General features: G+C 61.9%; 12 protein-coding genes, 1 tRNA gene and 2 pseudogenes. 9 read left to right on the top strand and 6 right to left on the bottom strand.

The genetic code is table 11. From position 1 onward, the window contains the following. Positions 1 to 153: 153 nt before the first annotated feature. Both ctrA and ACMHLQ_RS21540 read right to left on the bottom strand, forming a co-directional pair. Positions 154 to 873, bottom strand: coding sequence for a response regulator transcription factor CtrA (ctrA, locus tag ACMHLQ_RS21545; RefSeq protein WP_415402718.1), 720 nt, complete (start codon positions 871 to 873; stop codon positions 154 to 156). Positions 874 to 970: 97 nt separating this feature from the next. After that, entirely contained in the window at positions 971 to 1,249 is a 279-nt protein-coding gene (locus ACMHLQ_RS21540; protein ID WP_415402717.1) for a DUF1153 domain-containing protein, read from the bottom strand. A 123-nt stretch (positions 1,250 to 1,372) separates the two neighbouring features. Here ACMHLQ_RS21540 and mnmA point away from each other — a divergent pair, with 123 nt between their 5' ends. Next, positions 1,373 to 2,512 (top strand): tRNA 2-thiouridine(34) synthase MnmA, encoded by a 1,140-nt coding sequence (mnmA, locus tag ACMHLQ_RS21535; RefSeq protein WP_415402716.1) that lies wholly within the window; start codon positions 1,373 to 1,375, stop codon positions 2,510 to 2,512. Positions 2,513 to 2,595: 83 nt separating this feature from the next. Beyond that, complete coding sequence (locus ACMHLQ_RS21530; RefSeq protein ID WP_415402715.1) at positions 2,596 to 3,351, top strand: SDR family NAD(P)-dependent oxidoreductase; 756 nt, start codon at positions 2,596 to 2,598, stop codon at positions 3,349 to 3,351. Between the two features lie 4 nt (positions 3,352 to 3,355). Here the strand turns inward: ACMHLQ_RS21530 and ACMHLQ_RS21525 are convergent, their stop codons facing one another. The 4 genes from ACMHLQ_RS21525 to ACMHLQ_RS21510 all read right to left on the bottom strand — a co-directional run bounded on the left by ACMHLQ_RS21525 (position 3,356) and on the right by ACMHLQ_RS21510 (position 7,530). After that, positions 3,356 to 4,276, bottom strand: coding sequence for a DUF5996 family protein (locus ACMHLQ_RS21525; RefSeq protein WP_415402714.1), 921 nt, complete (start codon positions 4,274 to 4,276; stop codon positions 3,356 to 3,358). Positions 4,277 to 4,310: 34 nt separating this feature from the next. Continuing rightward, entirely contained in the window at positions 4,311 to 6,116 is a 1,806-nt protein-coding gene (locus ACMHLQ_RS21520; protein WP_415402713.1) for an ABC-F family ATP-binding cassette domain-containing protein, read from the bottom strand. 174 nt (positions 6,117 to 6,290) lie between these two features. Next, a complete protein-coding gene (locus ACMHLQ_RS21515; protein ID WP_415402712.1) occupies positions 6,291 to 7,013 on the bottom strand; it encodes a GNAT family N-acetyltransferase in 723 nt (240 codons plus the stop codon). A gap of 67 nt (positions 7,014 to 7,080) precedes the next feature. Continuing rightward, positions 7,081 to 7,530: an outer membrane protein assembly factor BamE gene (locus ACMHLQ_RS21510; RefSeq protein WP_415402711.1), complete on the bottom strand. Its 450-nt coding sequence runs from the start codon at positions 7,528 to 7,530 to the stop codon at positions 7,081 to 7,083. 102 nt (positions 7,531 to 7,632) lie between these two features. On the opposite strand from ACMHLQ_RS21510, the gene ACMHLQ_RS21505 reads away from it, so the two are divergent. The 7 genes and pseudogenes from ACMHLQ_RS21505 to ACMHLQ_RS21475 all read left to right on the top strand — a co-directional run bounded on the left by ACMHLQ_RS21505 (position 7,633) and on the right by ACMHLQ_RS21475 (position 12,548). Beyond that, entirely contained in the window at positions 7,633 to 8,187 is a 555-nt protein-coding gene (locus tag ACMHLQ_RS21505) for a YceD family protein (protein ID WP_415402710.1), read from the top strand. Between the two features lie 216 nt (positions 8,188 to 8,403). After that, positions 8,404 to 8,610, top strand: coding sequence for a 50S ribosomal protein L32 (gene rpmF / locus ACMHLQ_RS21500; RefSeq protein ID WP_415405329.1), 207 nt, complete (start codon positions 8,404 to 8,406; stop codon positions 8,608 to 8,610). Positions 8,611 to 8,644: 34 nt separating this feature from the next. Then, positions 8,645 to 9,737: pseudogene (gene plsX / locus ACMHLQ_RS21495) on the top strand (phosphate acyltransferase PlsX). Continuing rightward, positions 9,734 to 10,706: pseudogene (locus tag ACMHLQ_RS21490) on the top strand (beta-ketoacyl-ACP synthase III). Before plsX ends, ACMHLQ_RS21490 begins: the two co-directional pseudogenes overlap by 4 nt. Positions 10,707 to 10,813: 107 nt before the next feature. Next, positions 10,814 to 11,116 carry an integration host factor subunit alpha gene (gene ihfA / locus ACMHLQ_RS21485; RefSeq protein WP_415402709.1) on the top strand — a complete coding sequence of 101 codons (303 nt, stop codon included), beginning with the start codon at positions 10,814 to 10,816 and terminating at the stop codon, positions 11,114 to 11,116. A gap of 4 nt (positions 11,117 to 11,120) precedes the next feature. After that, complete coding sequence (locus ACMHLQ_RS21480; protein ID WP_415402708.1) at positions 11,121 to 12,404, top strand: MerR family transcriptional regulator; 1,284 nt, start codon at positions 11,121 to 11,123, stop codon at positions 12,402 to 12,404. Between the two features lie 67 nt (positions 12,405 to 12,471). Then, positions 12,472 to 12,548: transfer RNA gene (locus tag ACMHLQ_RS21475), tRNA-Pro, on the top strand. Positions 12,549 to 12,588: the final 40 nt, after the last annotated feature.

Genomic DNA, 12,588 nt, shown 5'->3' with positions numbered 1-12,588 from the left:
GATAAAAGCGTGCGCGCGCAGGGTCCAGATCATTCATTGCGCGAATGGCACTGAGCTTGCTGAAAGTCTTCTGCTCGTGACGTGGAATGACAGCACGAAAAAGGGCTGGCGCATGTCGTGTATGCGCCAGCCCTTTTTTAGAGGTATCCTGGATCAGGCGCCAATGGCCAACCGCTCGTCTTCGGTTTCCTGCACCGGCTCGGGATCACGCAGGACATAGCCGCGACCCCACACTGTCTCGATGTAGTTGTTGCCGCCTGTGGCCGTGCTCAGCTTCTTTCTCAGCTTGCAGATGAACACGTCGATGATCTTCAATTCCGGTTCGTCCATGCCACCGTAGAGATGGTTCAGGAACATCTCCTTGGTCAGCGTTGTGCCCTTGCGCAGGGACAGCAACTCGAGCATCTGGTATTCCTTGCCGGTCAGATGCACCGTCTTGTTGTCCACGCTCACCGTTTTGGCGTCGAGGTTGACAGAGACAGCACCTGTATTAATCACCGATTGAGAATGCCCCTTGGACCGGCGGATGATCGCATGGATGCGCGCCACCAGTTCCTCGCGATGGAACGGCTTGGTCAGGTAGTCATCCGCCCCGAACCCGAACCCTTTGATCTTGTTTTCGGTGTCGTCCGCACCCGACAGAATAAGGATCGGCGTTTCGACCCGCGCAAGGCGCAATTGGCGCAGCACTTCGTGGCCGTTCATGTCGGGCAGATCGAGGTCAAGCAGGATCAGATCGTAATCATACAGCTTGGCCAGATCGATCCCTTCTTCACCCAGGTCCGTCGCATAGACGTTCAGGTTGGCATGGGTCAGCATCAACTCGATGCTTTTGGAGGTAGTCGGATCGTCTTCAACAAGCAGCACACGCATTCTCTGGTCTCCACACTTGGGGTGTCAGGGGTCGAACTAAACGTGAACTGAAAAGGTTAACCACACGTTACCCTTGATGTACTTATATGTTAACAACTTAAGGTTGTCTATATTTTTGCAAGGCTGTTGCTTTCAACGCCTCTTCGCCGTGCGTTGACACAGCGCGCACCCATTCGTGGAATTCGTCTTCGCTCAGCCCGTACCTGTCCAGGGCCACCTCCTGCGTGATGAGACCATAAAGCACACCCCGCACGACCGCCGCCTTGCGCGACGCCACCCAACGCCGCGTGTTGGCGGGTGGCAAATCGGCCTGCGTCAGGACTGTGCCATCGGGCAAGGTGATCGCACGTGGGCCATCAACTTTCTTCAAATACATCGCACCGCTCTCTCACTTCTTTCGGTGAACATCGCGTTACGCGTTTAATGGCGCGTTAAACCGCCCCTTGAGACTATTTCGCATTTTCATATATATGCGCCGAACCCCTCCCGGAGATCCGCCATGCTTGACCAATCCGGTCCGCTCAATTCACTGGGCTTTGCCAAGGCCCCTGCCGATACCCGCGTTGTCGTTGCCATGTCCGGCGGCGTCGACAGTTCTGTCGTGGCGGCCGAACTGAAGTCGCAAGGCTATGACGTGGTGGGCGTGACGCTGCAGCTATACGACCACGGTGCGGCGCTGGCCAAAAAGGGCGCGTGCTGTGCGGGCCGCGACATTCACGATGCGCGGCGGGTGGCCGAAGACATGGGCTTTCCCCACTACGTGCTTGATTACGAAAACGTTTTTCGCGATGCGGTGATCGACGAATTTGCCGACAGCTATCTAGGCGGGGCCACACCTGTGCCCTGCATCCGCTGCAATGAGCGCGTGAAATTCAAGGATCTGCTCGAGACGGCCAAGGATCTCGAGGCCGATTGCATGGCCACAGGCCACTATATCCAGCGCAAGATGGGCGATGTGGGGCCAGAGCTGCACAGTGCGGCAGATGCCAACCGTGACCAAAGCTATTTCCTGTTTTCGACCACACCTGACCAACTGGATTACCTGCGCTTTCCGCTGGGCCATCTGCCGTCCAAGGACGACACGCGCGCGCTTGCGGCCAAGTACGGGCTGAGCGTTGCGGACAAGCCCGACAGCCAGGATATCTGTTTCGTACCCAATGGCGATTACGCCGCCGTCATCCGCAAACTGCGTCCCGAAGCGGCCGCACCCGGAGACATCGTGGATACGCGCGGCCGCGTGCTGGCGCACCATGACGGGGTGATCAATTATACCATCGGACAACGGCGCGGGCTGGGCATCGGAGGGCTGGCTGACCCTCTATACGTCGTGAAACTGGACGCGGATGCGCGGCAGGTGATCGTCGGCCCCAAAGAGATGTTGGCGACCCGGACCGTACCCGTGCGCGAGGTGAATTGGCTGGGCGATGCCCCCTTTGACAGCCAGAAAGAATGGCATGTCGCCGTCAAAGTCCGCTCGACCCGCCCCCCGACAGACGCGGTGATTCGCCCCATCAGCCCGACCGAGGCAACGGTAGAACTGGTCGCGGCAGAGGCCGGGGTATCCCCGGGCCAGGCGTGCGTGTTTTACGACCGGGACAGCAGCCGCATCTATGGCGGCGGTTGGATTCACAAGGGCTGAGTACCCCCGCGAACCGCTCTTGCCAGAGCCAGACGCTTCCGCTTAACTGAACACATGTTCATATCTTGCGGGAGCGTCACGCGATGCAACTCAATACAACCCAAGCGGTAGTAACCGGAGGCGCGTCCGGCCTTGGCGAGGCCACCGCGCGCTATTTTGCATCCCAAGGGGCGCAGGTGACACTGCTGGATCGCGACGCGAATCGTGGGCCTGCCGTGGCCGAAGAGATCGGCGGACATTTTGCCAAAACCGATGTGACCGACGAAAGCTCCGTCCAGGCGGCCATCGATCTGGCGCTGGACAGGATGGGCGGGCTGAACGCGGCCGTGAACTGCGCAGGCATCGCGGTGGGGATCAAGACGGTGGGACGGGACGGGCCGCACCCCCTGCCCGCCTTTCAAAAGACGATCGACATCAACCTTGTCGGCAGTTTCAACGTCGCGCGACTGGCCGCAGCGGCGATGGCATCAAACACGCCCGAACCTGACGGGGCGCGCGGCGTCATCATCAACACTGCCTCCATCGCAGCCTTTGACGGACAAAAGGGGCAGGCCGCCTATGCCGCGTCAAAGGGCGGTGTAGTGGGCATGACCCTGCCCATGGCGCGCGATCTGGCATCAACCGGCGTGCGGGTGATGACCATCGCACCGGGGATCTTCAAGACACCGATGCTGGCCGGATTGCCGGACGATGTGCAGGCCGCGCTGGCCGCCGATGTGCCAAACCCGGCGCGCCTTGGCGATCCGCAGGAATATGCACGGCTTGCCGGCTTCATTGTCGAGATGGGCTATCTCAATGGCGAGGTCATTCGCCTTGACGGCGCGCTGAGGATGAGGTGATGCGTCAGAGCACGCGCGGAATACCCGGACGTCCCAACGCGCAATCCAATGCGTTGCGGTCCCACTGCCCGGTCTGCGCCGCAGCCTCGTAGGTGGCCGACAGAAACTCAAGCAACACGGCGCGCGGGTCAGATGCCTTCGCAACCACGCGGTAAGGCAACAGGAATTCGCCCAGACCTGTGTCAAAGAACGCGCCATCAGGTCCGGCGGGCTGATCCGCAAACCCGTCCGGAACGGGATAGGCATAGCTGTAAAACATGGCCTCATCCGCACCGTTGCCCCCTGCCCAGAACCCGGCAGAAGACACTTCGTGGCTGTAGGCCTCTTGCGTGACAGCATCCGGCAAGGCCGGAAAGCCACCGGGGTGGAGTGGCGCTGTCCGACCCGAGAATCGCGTCACCGCCATGTCGAAGGATCCCCAGAACAGGTGAACCGGGCTGGATTTGCCCAGGAAACCGGTGCGGAACTCCTGCAATATAGGCGTCATGGCGACTATGGCATGCCACCAGTCGCGCACCGCTGCGCGATCATACGCGCCGGGGTCGGTTTGCAGGGCAAATGGGACAGGGTCCGGCACCTCGTTCGGGCTGCCGTGATAGACGTCTGGCGCGCCAACTGCGCGCAGTCGATCCTTGAAGGACGCGTTGAAGGCGGACACAGACATCGGCGCCAGATCAAAGCCTGCACTCTCACCAGAGGCGGAACTGACAATCAGCCGATGGTCGACCAAATCGAACCGCACCTCCCAACCGCCAGGAATGAGCCCGGTCGTCAGACCGCGCACATGGGGATAAAGCGTCGCGTGCCAGGAATGGTTCAGCCACGGCGTCTGAGCGAGGCGAAACTTGCCCACGATCTGCGCCCACATATGCAGCGACTGCCCCGTCTCTTTCCAGGCGGCGTACTCAAGCGTTGGCCATATCATGATGCAAAGGTAGCACGCCCGTGTAACAGCGCAATCACGCGCCCGCCTTTTCCTCGAGTGTCAGCCACTCTTCTTCCGCCGCATCAAGCAGGGCCTGCCGTTCGATCAGCGCATCCGTGGCCTTTTGAAACTTCACCGGGTTTGCGGTGAACAGGTCCGGATCACTCATCAACTCCTGCACCTTGGCAATCTCTGCTTCCAACCGCTCGATCTCGGCAGGCAGTGCTTCGAGGCGGTGCTTTTCGGTAAAGCTGAGGCCGGATTTCTGCGCAGTCTTCTGCTTAGGCTTTGCCTCGGAAGATTTTGTTTTCGCGACGTCTTTTGTCGTCGTCGGATGACGCTGAGACTGGTAGTCGCTCCACCCGCCGGCATAGACGACTGCCTTGCCATCCCCCTCCATCGCGATTGTGGTGACGGCCACACGGTCCAGAAAGTCACGGTCGTGGCTGACCAGCAGCACGGTGCCGTCATAGCCGTCGATCAGGTCCTGCAAGAGATCCAGCGTTTCCACGTCCAGATCGTTGGTGGGTTCGTCCAGCACCAGCAGGTTGCTGGGCCGGGCCATGATCTTGGCCAGCAGAAGACGCGCCTTTTCCCCGCCCGACAGCGAGCGAACCGGCGCGCGTGCCTGCGCCTCGTCAAACAGGAATTCCTTGAGGTAGCCGACCACATGCTTGGGCGCGCCGCGCACCATGACCTGATCGGCCTTGCCGCTCACGCGCATGTCGGGATCGCCCGTCAGGCTGTCCCAAAGGCTCATGTCGGGATCAAGCTGGGCACGGGACTGATCGAATACCGCCAGTTCAAGATTGGTGCCCAGCGTCACGGTGCCCGCATCCGGTTCCGTCTTGCCAATCAGCACGTTCAGCAGCGTCGTCTTGCCCACACCGTTTGGGCCGACAAAGGCGATGCGATCACCGCGCTGGACGGTCAGAGAGAACGGTTCGATGATCGTCTTGTCACCGTAAGCCTTTGATATGTCTTTAACCTCTATGACCTTGCGGCCTGATTTGGGACCCGCCTCGAATGCCATCGCGGCGGTGCCCTGACGCGCGATCTGGCTGGCGCGCTCGGCGCGCAAGTCCTGAAGGGCGCGCACTCGGCCCTGGTTGCGCTTGCGTCGGGCGCTGATACCCTCAACGGCCCAGCGGGCCTCGGCCTTGATCTTGCGGTTCAGCTTGTGACGCTGGGTATCCTCTTCCTCCCAGGTGGTGTCACGCCAGGCCTCGAAGGCGTCAAACCCCTTTTCCTGACGGCGCACGATTCCCCTGTCAATCCAGAGAGTTGCACGGGAGAGTTCACGCAAAAAGGCGCGGTCGTGGCTGATCAGGACAAAGCCTGCGCGGGTCGCCTTCAGCTCGGATTCCAGCCAGCCGATAGCCTCGATATCGAGGTGGTTGGTCGGCTCGTCCAGCAACATCAGGTCAGGCGCTTCGGCCATCAGGCGGGCCAGCGCTGCGCGGCGGCGCTCGCCCCCTGACGCAGTCGACACTGGGCGTGCAGGGTCAAACTTCAACCCTTCGCCTGCGCGTTCCACCTTGTACAGATCGGATGGCTCCAGCCCATGTATCGCAAAATCTCCGAGGGTGGAAAAACCGGACATATCAGGGTCTTGCTCCATGTAGCCGACGGAAACGCCGGGCCCGGCCACGATGTCGCCGCGGTCCGGTTCTACCAGGCCACCCATCACTTTCATGAGGGTCGATTTGCCCGACCCGTTGCGCCCCACAAGGGCAACGCGATCACCCGGCTGGATCACAAGGGACAGACCGTCAAAGACGGGATCGCCCCCAAACGTGAGGGAGATATCGGAGAGTTGGAGCAAAGGTACACGGGCCATATCGGGCAGCTAGTGGGTCACATCGGCGGCGTCAACAGGGCCCGGTGTCAGGGTGTCACGCCCGTGCGCGCCCAACACACGCACACTGCGCTTGATCCGTCACACCGGATGCGCCCGCCCCTTTCTCTGTTCCAGAAAAATCCCGGGGGTTTGGGGGCTGGCCCCCATCCGATCCTATCCGATCACAGCCCGCAAGAGCCGCTTGCGCGCAGGCGGGATCGACCCGATCTCGACCCCGGTAAAGACGTGCAGGGTGTTCATCTGATCGTCCACCACCGCGTGATCGCTGACCCAACCACCCATCATCAGGTAGGTGCGCAACAGCGGTGGCATCCGCAACATCGCCTTTTTCGCATCCGGTTTGCGGCGCAGACGCGCGGCGTATTTGAACACCTTGGGTGCCTTGACCCGTGGCAGCCAGCGCTTGGGCGCCAGATGGCGGGCCTTGAGCATCGCGAAGGCGTCCAGATAGTCGGCCGTTTCCGTGCCCGCAAAGGACGAGCAGCCAAAGAGCAATTCAACCCCGTTTTCATCCACATAGGCCGTCATCGCGCCCCAGGCGACGCGCAGGATGTCGGGGTCGCTCACATCCGGGTCGACGCAAAAGCGGCCCATCTCGACCATCTTGCCGCCATAGGCCTCGAGCGCACTCAACTCGTAGTACTGCGCCGAATAGCTACGCGAGATGTCACGGCCACACAGGGGCATCATCCGAAAGCAGCACACAAGAGCGCCGTCACTTGTGCGGGTGATCAGGATATGGGCGCAGTGGTCGTCGAACGTATCGGTGTCGCGATCAAGGCCAAAGCACCTTGCCCGCAAATCCTGTGCGGCGCGTATATCGGCGGGGCTGCTTGCCTCGCGTGCGCTGTAGCGCCCTTTTTTCAAACCGATCATGCCCAGGGCCTCCGACCGTCACTGTTGCGGTGAGCTAGCATGCGGCCTGTGACAGCGGCGTGACGCATCACCCGCCGCCAAACACTCCATCCGGACCAATCCGCCCGATATTGCCCAGCAGCTGCCGCAGGAAGCTGGTATCGGTCACACCGCTTTCCGTGACGCGGCGCGACAGGGACACAACGCGCCCATCCTCAAGCCCGAACCGTTCGATGTTCTGCAACACGCCTTCGCCGTCAAAGCTGATGGCAAGCACCTGGCGCTCAACCACTTGTGGTTTGCGCGGCCCGAAGGTGCGGACCTTGCTGCGCACATAGAAATAGTCGCCCCCTTCCAGCACGCCGCCTGCGGTGGGTGGCCCCACCAGATCCTCGACTGAGGACCGTGTGTCGATCCCGACAGCCAGTTCCTGCAGGTCTTCCTCGGCGGGGATGTAACCGTGATTGCGGAACGTGGGCGTGCACGCAGCCAGCGCGAGGGCAACCGTACCGGCCAAAATAACTGTTCTGGTCCGCATAACGGCCCCCTTTCGTGCGCCGCCCCTTGCTCAGGAGGCGTGGTGCTTTTATCTCGACTTACTCAAGGTTTGGCCTCGGTTCAAGAAACGAAAGTTCTGCACATGCCCAAGACACCCCCTTCTTCAGCCGCTTTGCGGGTGGCTGATCTGGCGCAAAACGCAGGCACAGCCTTTGAAATCGTGCCCGATGCGGCCCAGATGGCCGCGATTGCGGAGGTGCTGGATCTGAGCGGCCTGCGCAAGCTGCGCTTTGTTGGCGAAGTCTCGGCGCAAGGGCGGTCGGACTGGGTGTTGACGGCCTCACTCGGGGCCACGGTCACGCAGCCCTGCGCGGTAACCCTTGCCCCGGTCACAACCCGCATCGACGTGCCCGTGCGCCGTCAATTCGTGACCGACTGGGTCGAGGCCGAAGAGGGCGAGGTCGAAATGCCCGAGGATGACACGATCGAACCCTTGGGCAACTGGATCGATCCCGAGGCCGTCATGATCGAAGCCCTCAGCCTTGCGGTGCCCGATTATCCCCGCGCCGAAGGTGTTGCCTTGGGCGAAACAGTGCTGGCTGGCCCCGGTGTCGTCGCCCTTACCGATGACGACTTGCGCCCCTTTGCCGGGCTGGCCGATCTGAAGTCGAAAATGGAAGGCAAGGACGACACCTAAAACAGCCGTGACTGGCGCTGATTTGCCCTTGCGCATAACGTAGAGATGCGTATTTTGCCGCCCTCACGTCATTTTGGGTTGGACATGGCGCAGGGCTTTGCCTACACGCACGTCACGCCCGATATCAGGACGACCGAATGCACGCCCATTGCCGGGCGAAACGAAACACGCATCCGCATCCGCGCGGCTCTGCCCGAAATCCAAAGGCCCATTCCAATGGCTGTGCAACAGAATAAAGTGTCGAAATCGCGCCGCAACAACCGCCGCGCCCACGACAGCTTGACCGCCGCGAACCCCAACGAATGCCCCAACTGTGGTGAGCTGAAGCGCCCCCACCACATCTGCGCGGCCTGCGGTCACTATGACGACAACGAGATTGTCGCTCTGATCGAAGAAGTCGATCTGGAAGACGACGCGGCATAAGCAAATTGAAGGCGGGGCAGCGCGACAGCACACCATGACGGCCCAGACATCAGACCAGGCCGACACGAGCGCCGCCCTCGCTTTTCCCATAATTCTTTCTGTTGACGCAATGGGCGGGGATTTTGGCCCCGCCGTTGTCGTGTCCGGCTGTTCGACATCCGCCAAAAAGAATCCCCGCATCGGATTTATCCTGCACGGTCCCAAGGACGAGTTGGAACGGCTTGTCGCCCGCCGCAAGAACCTGCGCGGCCGGGTCGAGATCTCGCGACGCGGCGGACGTGGTCACCATGGATGACAAACCCAGCCAGGTTGTGCGCAACGGCAAGAGCACGTCGATGTGGTCATGCGTCGAATCCGTGCGCGCAGGCGAAGCGACCGTCGCTGTCAGTTGCGGCAACACCGGCGCCCTGATGGCCCTATCGATGATCCGCCTGCGCAAGTTGCCTGGCGTGAACCGCCCCGCCATTGCCGTTCTGTGGCCCAGCCGCAATCCCCAGGGTTTCAACGTGATGCTCGACGTGGGTGCGGATGTGCGCGCCGACGCGGATGATCTGCTGCGCTTTGCCCTGATGGGCGCCTCTTATGCGCGCAACGGGATGGACCTGCGCCGCCCTCGCATTGGCCTGCTCAATGTCGGCACCGAAGAGCACAAGGGCCGCAGCGAGTTGAAAGAGGCCTATGAGCTGATCGGGCAGAACGCCGAGGCGGCGGAGTTCGATTTTGTCGGCTTTGTCGAGGGCGGCGATATTCCGGGCGACGTGGCTGATGTGATCGTGACGGACGGGTTTACCGGCAATGTCGCGATCAAGACGGGCGAAGGCACCGCCAATCTGATTGGCGAACTGCTGCGCGAGGCATTCCGCTATACACCGCTGTCCCGCTTGGCCTCGATTCTGGCATTCACGTCGATGCGCCGCCTGAAAAAGCGGATTGATCCGCGGCGCGTGAACGGGGGCGTTTTCCTGGGATTGAACGGCACTGTTGTCAAATCGCACGGCGGGGCAGATGCTACAGGTGTTTCGGCGGCCATCAAACTGGCCGCCCAATTGGCCGAACTTGGCTTTAACGATAAGCTGGCCGCCCGGGTTGCCGGGGCCACCGCGCCGGCGGAGGAGAGCAAGACATGACTCTGCGTGCCGTTGTGCGCGGTGTTGGGCACTATCTGCCTGCGCGCATCGTTGAAAATTCGGAATTCGAGGCCACGCTGGACACGTCGGATGCGTGGATCTCGCTCACGCTCGGGGATCGAGCGGCGTCATTTCGCCACCGAAGGGGACACAACCTCGTCCATGGCGACGGCTGCGGCCCAGGCCGCGCTGGCCGATGCCGGGCTCGCTGTTGACGATGTCGATGCCATCGTGCTGGCCACCTCCACCGCCGACCTGACATTCCCCTCTGCCGCGACAATGGTGCAAAGCCAATTGGGCATGACCCGGGGGTTCGCCTTTGACGTTCAGGCCGTCTGTGCCGGGTTTGTCTATGCGCTCGCGAATGCGAATGCGCTGATCGTGTCGGGCCAGGCCAACCGGGTCATCGTGATCGGGGCCGAGACATTTTCCAGGATCATGGACTGGACCGACCGTAGCACCTGCGTGCTGTTCGGGGACGGTGCGGGCGCGCTGGTGCTTGAGGCGCAGGACGGCTCAGGCACCAAGCAGGACAAGGGCATTCTGGCCACGGATTTGCATTCGGACGGGCGCTACCGCGATCTTCTTTATGTTGATGGCGGCGTGAGCACGGGCACCAGTGGTCACTTGCGCATGCAAGGCAACCAGGTCTTTCGCCATGCCGTCGAAAAGCTGGCGGCGACGGCCCATACGGCAATGGATCGCGCTGGCGTGACGGCAGAGGACGTGACCTGGGTTGTGCCCCATCAGGCCAACATTCGTATCATTCAGGGCACCGCCAAGAAGATGAACGTACCGATGGAGCGCGTGGTTGTGACCGTACAGGACCACGGCAACACCTCGGCGGCCTCGATCCCGCTGGCCTTGTCGGTTGGTCGCGCGCGCGGCCAGATCAAGGATGGCGACTTGATCGTCACCGAAGCCATCGGCGGCGGTCTGGCCTGGGGCTCGGTGGTTCTGCGCTGGTAATTGCCGTTTAAACCCGCAAAATGACTGCGCTTTAGGCCATTTGCCCAAGTCATTGATATTGACTCGGAATTTCCCCTCAACTTATGCTTTGCCAAAGGGGAGTGCATATGACGGACAAGACTTTGACGCGCATGGACCTCAGCGAAGCGGTGTTTCGTGAGGTTGGATTGTCGCGGAACGAAAGTGCGCAACTGGTGGAAAGCGTGCTGGATCACATGTCGGATGCGCTGGTGCGCGGCGAGCAGGTTAAAATCTCATCCTTCGGGACATTTTCGGTGCGCGACAAGTCGGCCCGTGTTGGCCGCAACCCAAAAACCGGTGAGGAAGTGCCGATCAATCCCCGCCGGGTTCTGACCTTCCGCCCCTCGCATCTGATGAAAGAGCGCGTGGCCTCGGGCAACAAATCGTGAGCACATGACCAAATCCGCAGACGCCTTTCGTACCATCTCTGAAGTGGCCGACTGGCTGGGCGTTCAGACCCATGTGCTGCGGTTTTGGGAGAGCAAGTTTACCCAAGTCAAACCCGTCAAGCGCGCGGGTGGTCGGCGCTATTACCGCCCGGCCGACATGTTGTTGCTGGGCGGCATCCGAAAGCTGCTGCATGACGACGGTCTGACCATCAAGGGTGTTCAGAAAATCCTGCGCGAGGAAGGGATGGCCCATGTGGCCGACATGTCCCGGCCGCTGGATGACGAAACCGAAGCGCAATTGGACAGTGATCTGGTCGCGCGCGTTGGTGACGATGTGCAGACGTCGCAAACGCCCGCATCTGCCCCGCTTCCTCCCCCGATGGAGGTCTTGAAAGAAGCGCCACCGCCGCCCGCGCCGCCAGCCGAGGAACAACCAAGCGAAGCCAGCTCGGACACCGCCACGGAAACCGCGCCGAAATCGGAACCGGCGGGCCTGCCCGCGTTCATGCGCACCGAGACACCCGTGCCCGGCACACCCGCACAGGGTATACCGACGCTGACATCGGACTTCAAACCGGCGGCACCCGAAGCGGGCACACCGGCACCTGCACCATCCGTGGCGCATGTTGATCCGCCGCAAAGCGCGGCACCGACGCCTGAGACCAGTGTAAGTCCGCCTCCAGAAACACGCGCCGAAGCCGAAGCGCCTGAGACACCCGAAAACGCACAGGCTGCACAGGCGCCAGAGCCGTCGCCTTCTGCACCGGCTGCAGAAGATGCGCCCGCAGCGGAAGCAGCAACCCCGGCCCCTGCCCCGCCCAAAGGGAACGTACCAACAGACGTGACGCCGCCCGCACGCGAAACGGTCGAAGACGCACTAACTGCTGAGTCAATGCCAGAGCAGGCAGAGCCCGATCTGCAGCCCCCCGCGCCAGAAGAAGACACGTTGGCAGCTTCGACACCGCAAGAGGAAGAAGCGCCCGTGGCGCAAACCCTCCTGCCATCCTTCCTGTCCTCAACCCCGGAACCGGCGCAGGCGACCCCAACGGTCGAGGCAGCGCCGGACCCCGAGACGGCCTCGGCAGACCAACCGGCGCCAGTGCCGCGCGTGGTAGAAGTGCCCGACGATCCGGACACCGACAACCTGGATGCAACCCCCTCTGCGCTCACGAAAGTCGGCGAGGTCACGCATCTGACACCGGACCAGCGCAGCGCCCTGCGCCCCCTGCTCGCGCAGCTGACCGCGCTCAGGGACCAGATGGCAAGTGCCCGCCGCGATCCGCGTTAAAGAGACCGCATTACGTGCCAATTCCCCCTTGCCCCCGGCCAGAAATCGGGTATGACACCCCTCACGTCGGGCTATGGCGCAGCCTGGTAGCGCGTCCGTCTGGGGGACGGAAGGTCGCAGGTTCGAGTCCTGCTAGCCCGACCATTTACTTCTGCCCCAGCGCTACGGGGCCTTCGATCGCCGC

It is taken from the genome of Tateyamaria algicola, assembly GCF_047715485.1.
In the GTDB taxonomy this organism is placed as follows: Bacteria; Pseudomonadota; Alphaproteobacteria; order Rhodobacterales; family Rhodobacteraceae; genus Tateyamaria.
Note: the sequence above shows the minus strand (reverse complement) of the source record. Positions and strands in the feature narration are given on the sequence as shown.

Excerpts from the sequence above, each read along its gene's own strand:
- ctrA (WP_415402718.1), bottom strand. The coding sequence starts at position 873 with ATGCGTGTGCTGCTTGTTGAAGACGATCCGACTACCTCCAAAAGCATC.
- ACMHLQ_RS21540 (WP_415402717.1), bottom strand. The coding sequence starts at position 1,249 with ATGTATTTGAAGAAAGTTGATGGCCCACGTGCGATCACCTTGCCCGAT.
- mnmA (WP_415402716.1), top strand. The coding sequence starts at position 1,373 with ATGCTTGACCAATCCGGTCCGCTCAATTCACTGGGCTTTGCCAAGGCC.
- ACMHLQ_RS21530 (WP_415402715.1), top strand. The coding sequence starts at position 2,596 with ATGCAACTCAATACAACCCAAGCGGTAGTAACCGGAGGCGCGTCCGGC.
- ACMHLQ_RS21525 (WP_415402714.1), bottom strand. The coding sequence starts at position 4,276 with ATGATATGGCCAACGCTTGAGTACGCCGCCTGGAAAGAGACGGGGCAG.
- ACMHLQ_RS21520 (WP_415402713.1), bottom strand. The coding sequence starts at position 6,116 with ATGGCCCGTGTACCTTTGCTCCAACTCTCCGATATCTCCCTCACGTTT.
- ACMHLQ_RS21515 (WP_415402712.1), bottom strand. The coding sequence starts at position 7,013 with ATGATCGGTTTGAAAAAAGGGCGCTACAGCGCACGCGAGGCAAGCAGC.
- ACMHLQ_RS21510 (WP_415402711.1), bottom strand. The coding sequence starts at position 7,530 with ATGCGGACCAGAACAGTTATTTTGGCCGGTACGGTTGCCCTCGCGCTG.
- ACMHLQ_RS21505 (WP_415402710.1), top strand. The coding sequence starts at position 7,633 with ATGCCCAAGACACCCCCTTCTTCAGCCGCTTTGCGGGTGGCTGATCTG.
- rpmF (WP_415405329.1), top strand. The coding sequence starts at position 8,404 with ATGGCTGTGCAACAGAATAAAGTGTCGAAATCGCGCCGCAACAACCGC.
- ihfA (WP_415402709.1), top strand. The coding sequence starts at position 10,814 with ATGACGGACAAGACTTTGACGCGCATGGACCTCAGCGAAGCGGTGTTT.
- ACMHLQ_RS21480 (WP_415402708.1), top strand. The coding sequence starts at position 11,121 with ATGACCAAATCCGCAGACGCCTTTCGTACCATCTCTGAAGTGGCCGAC.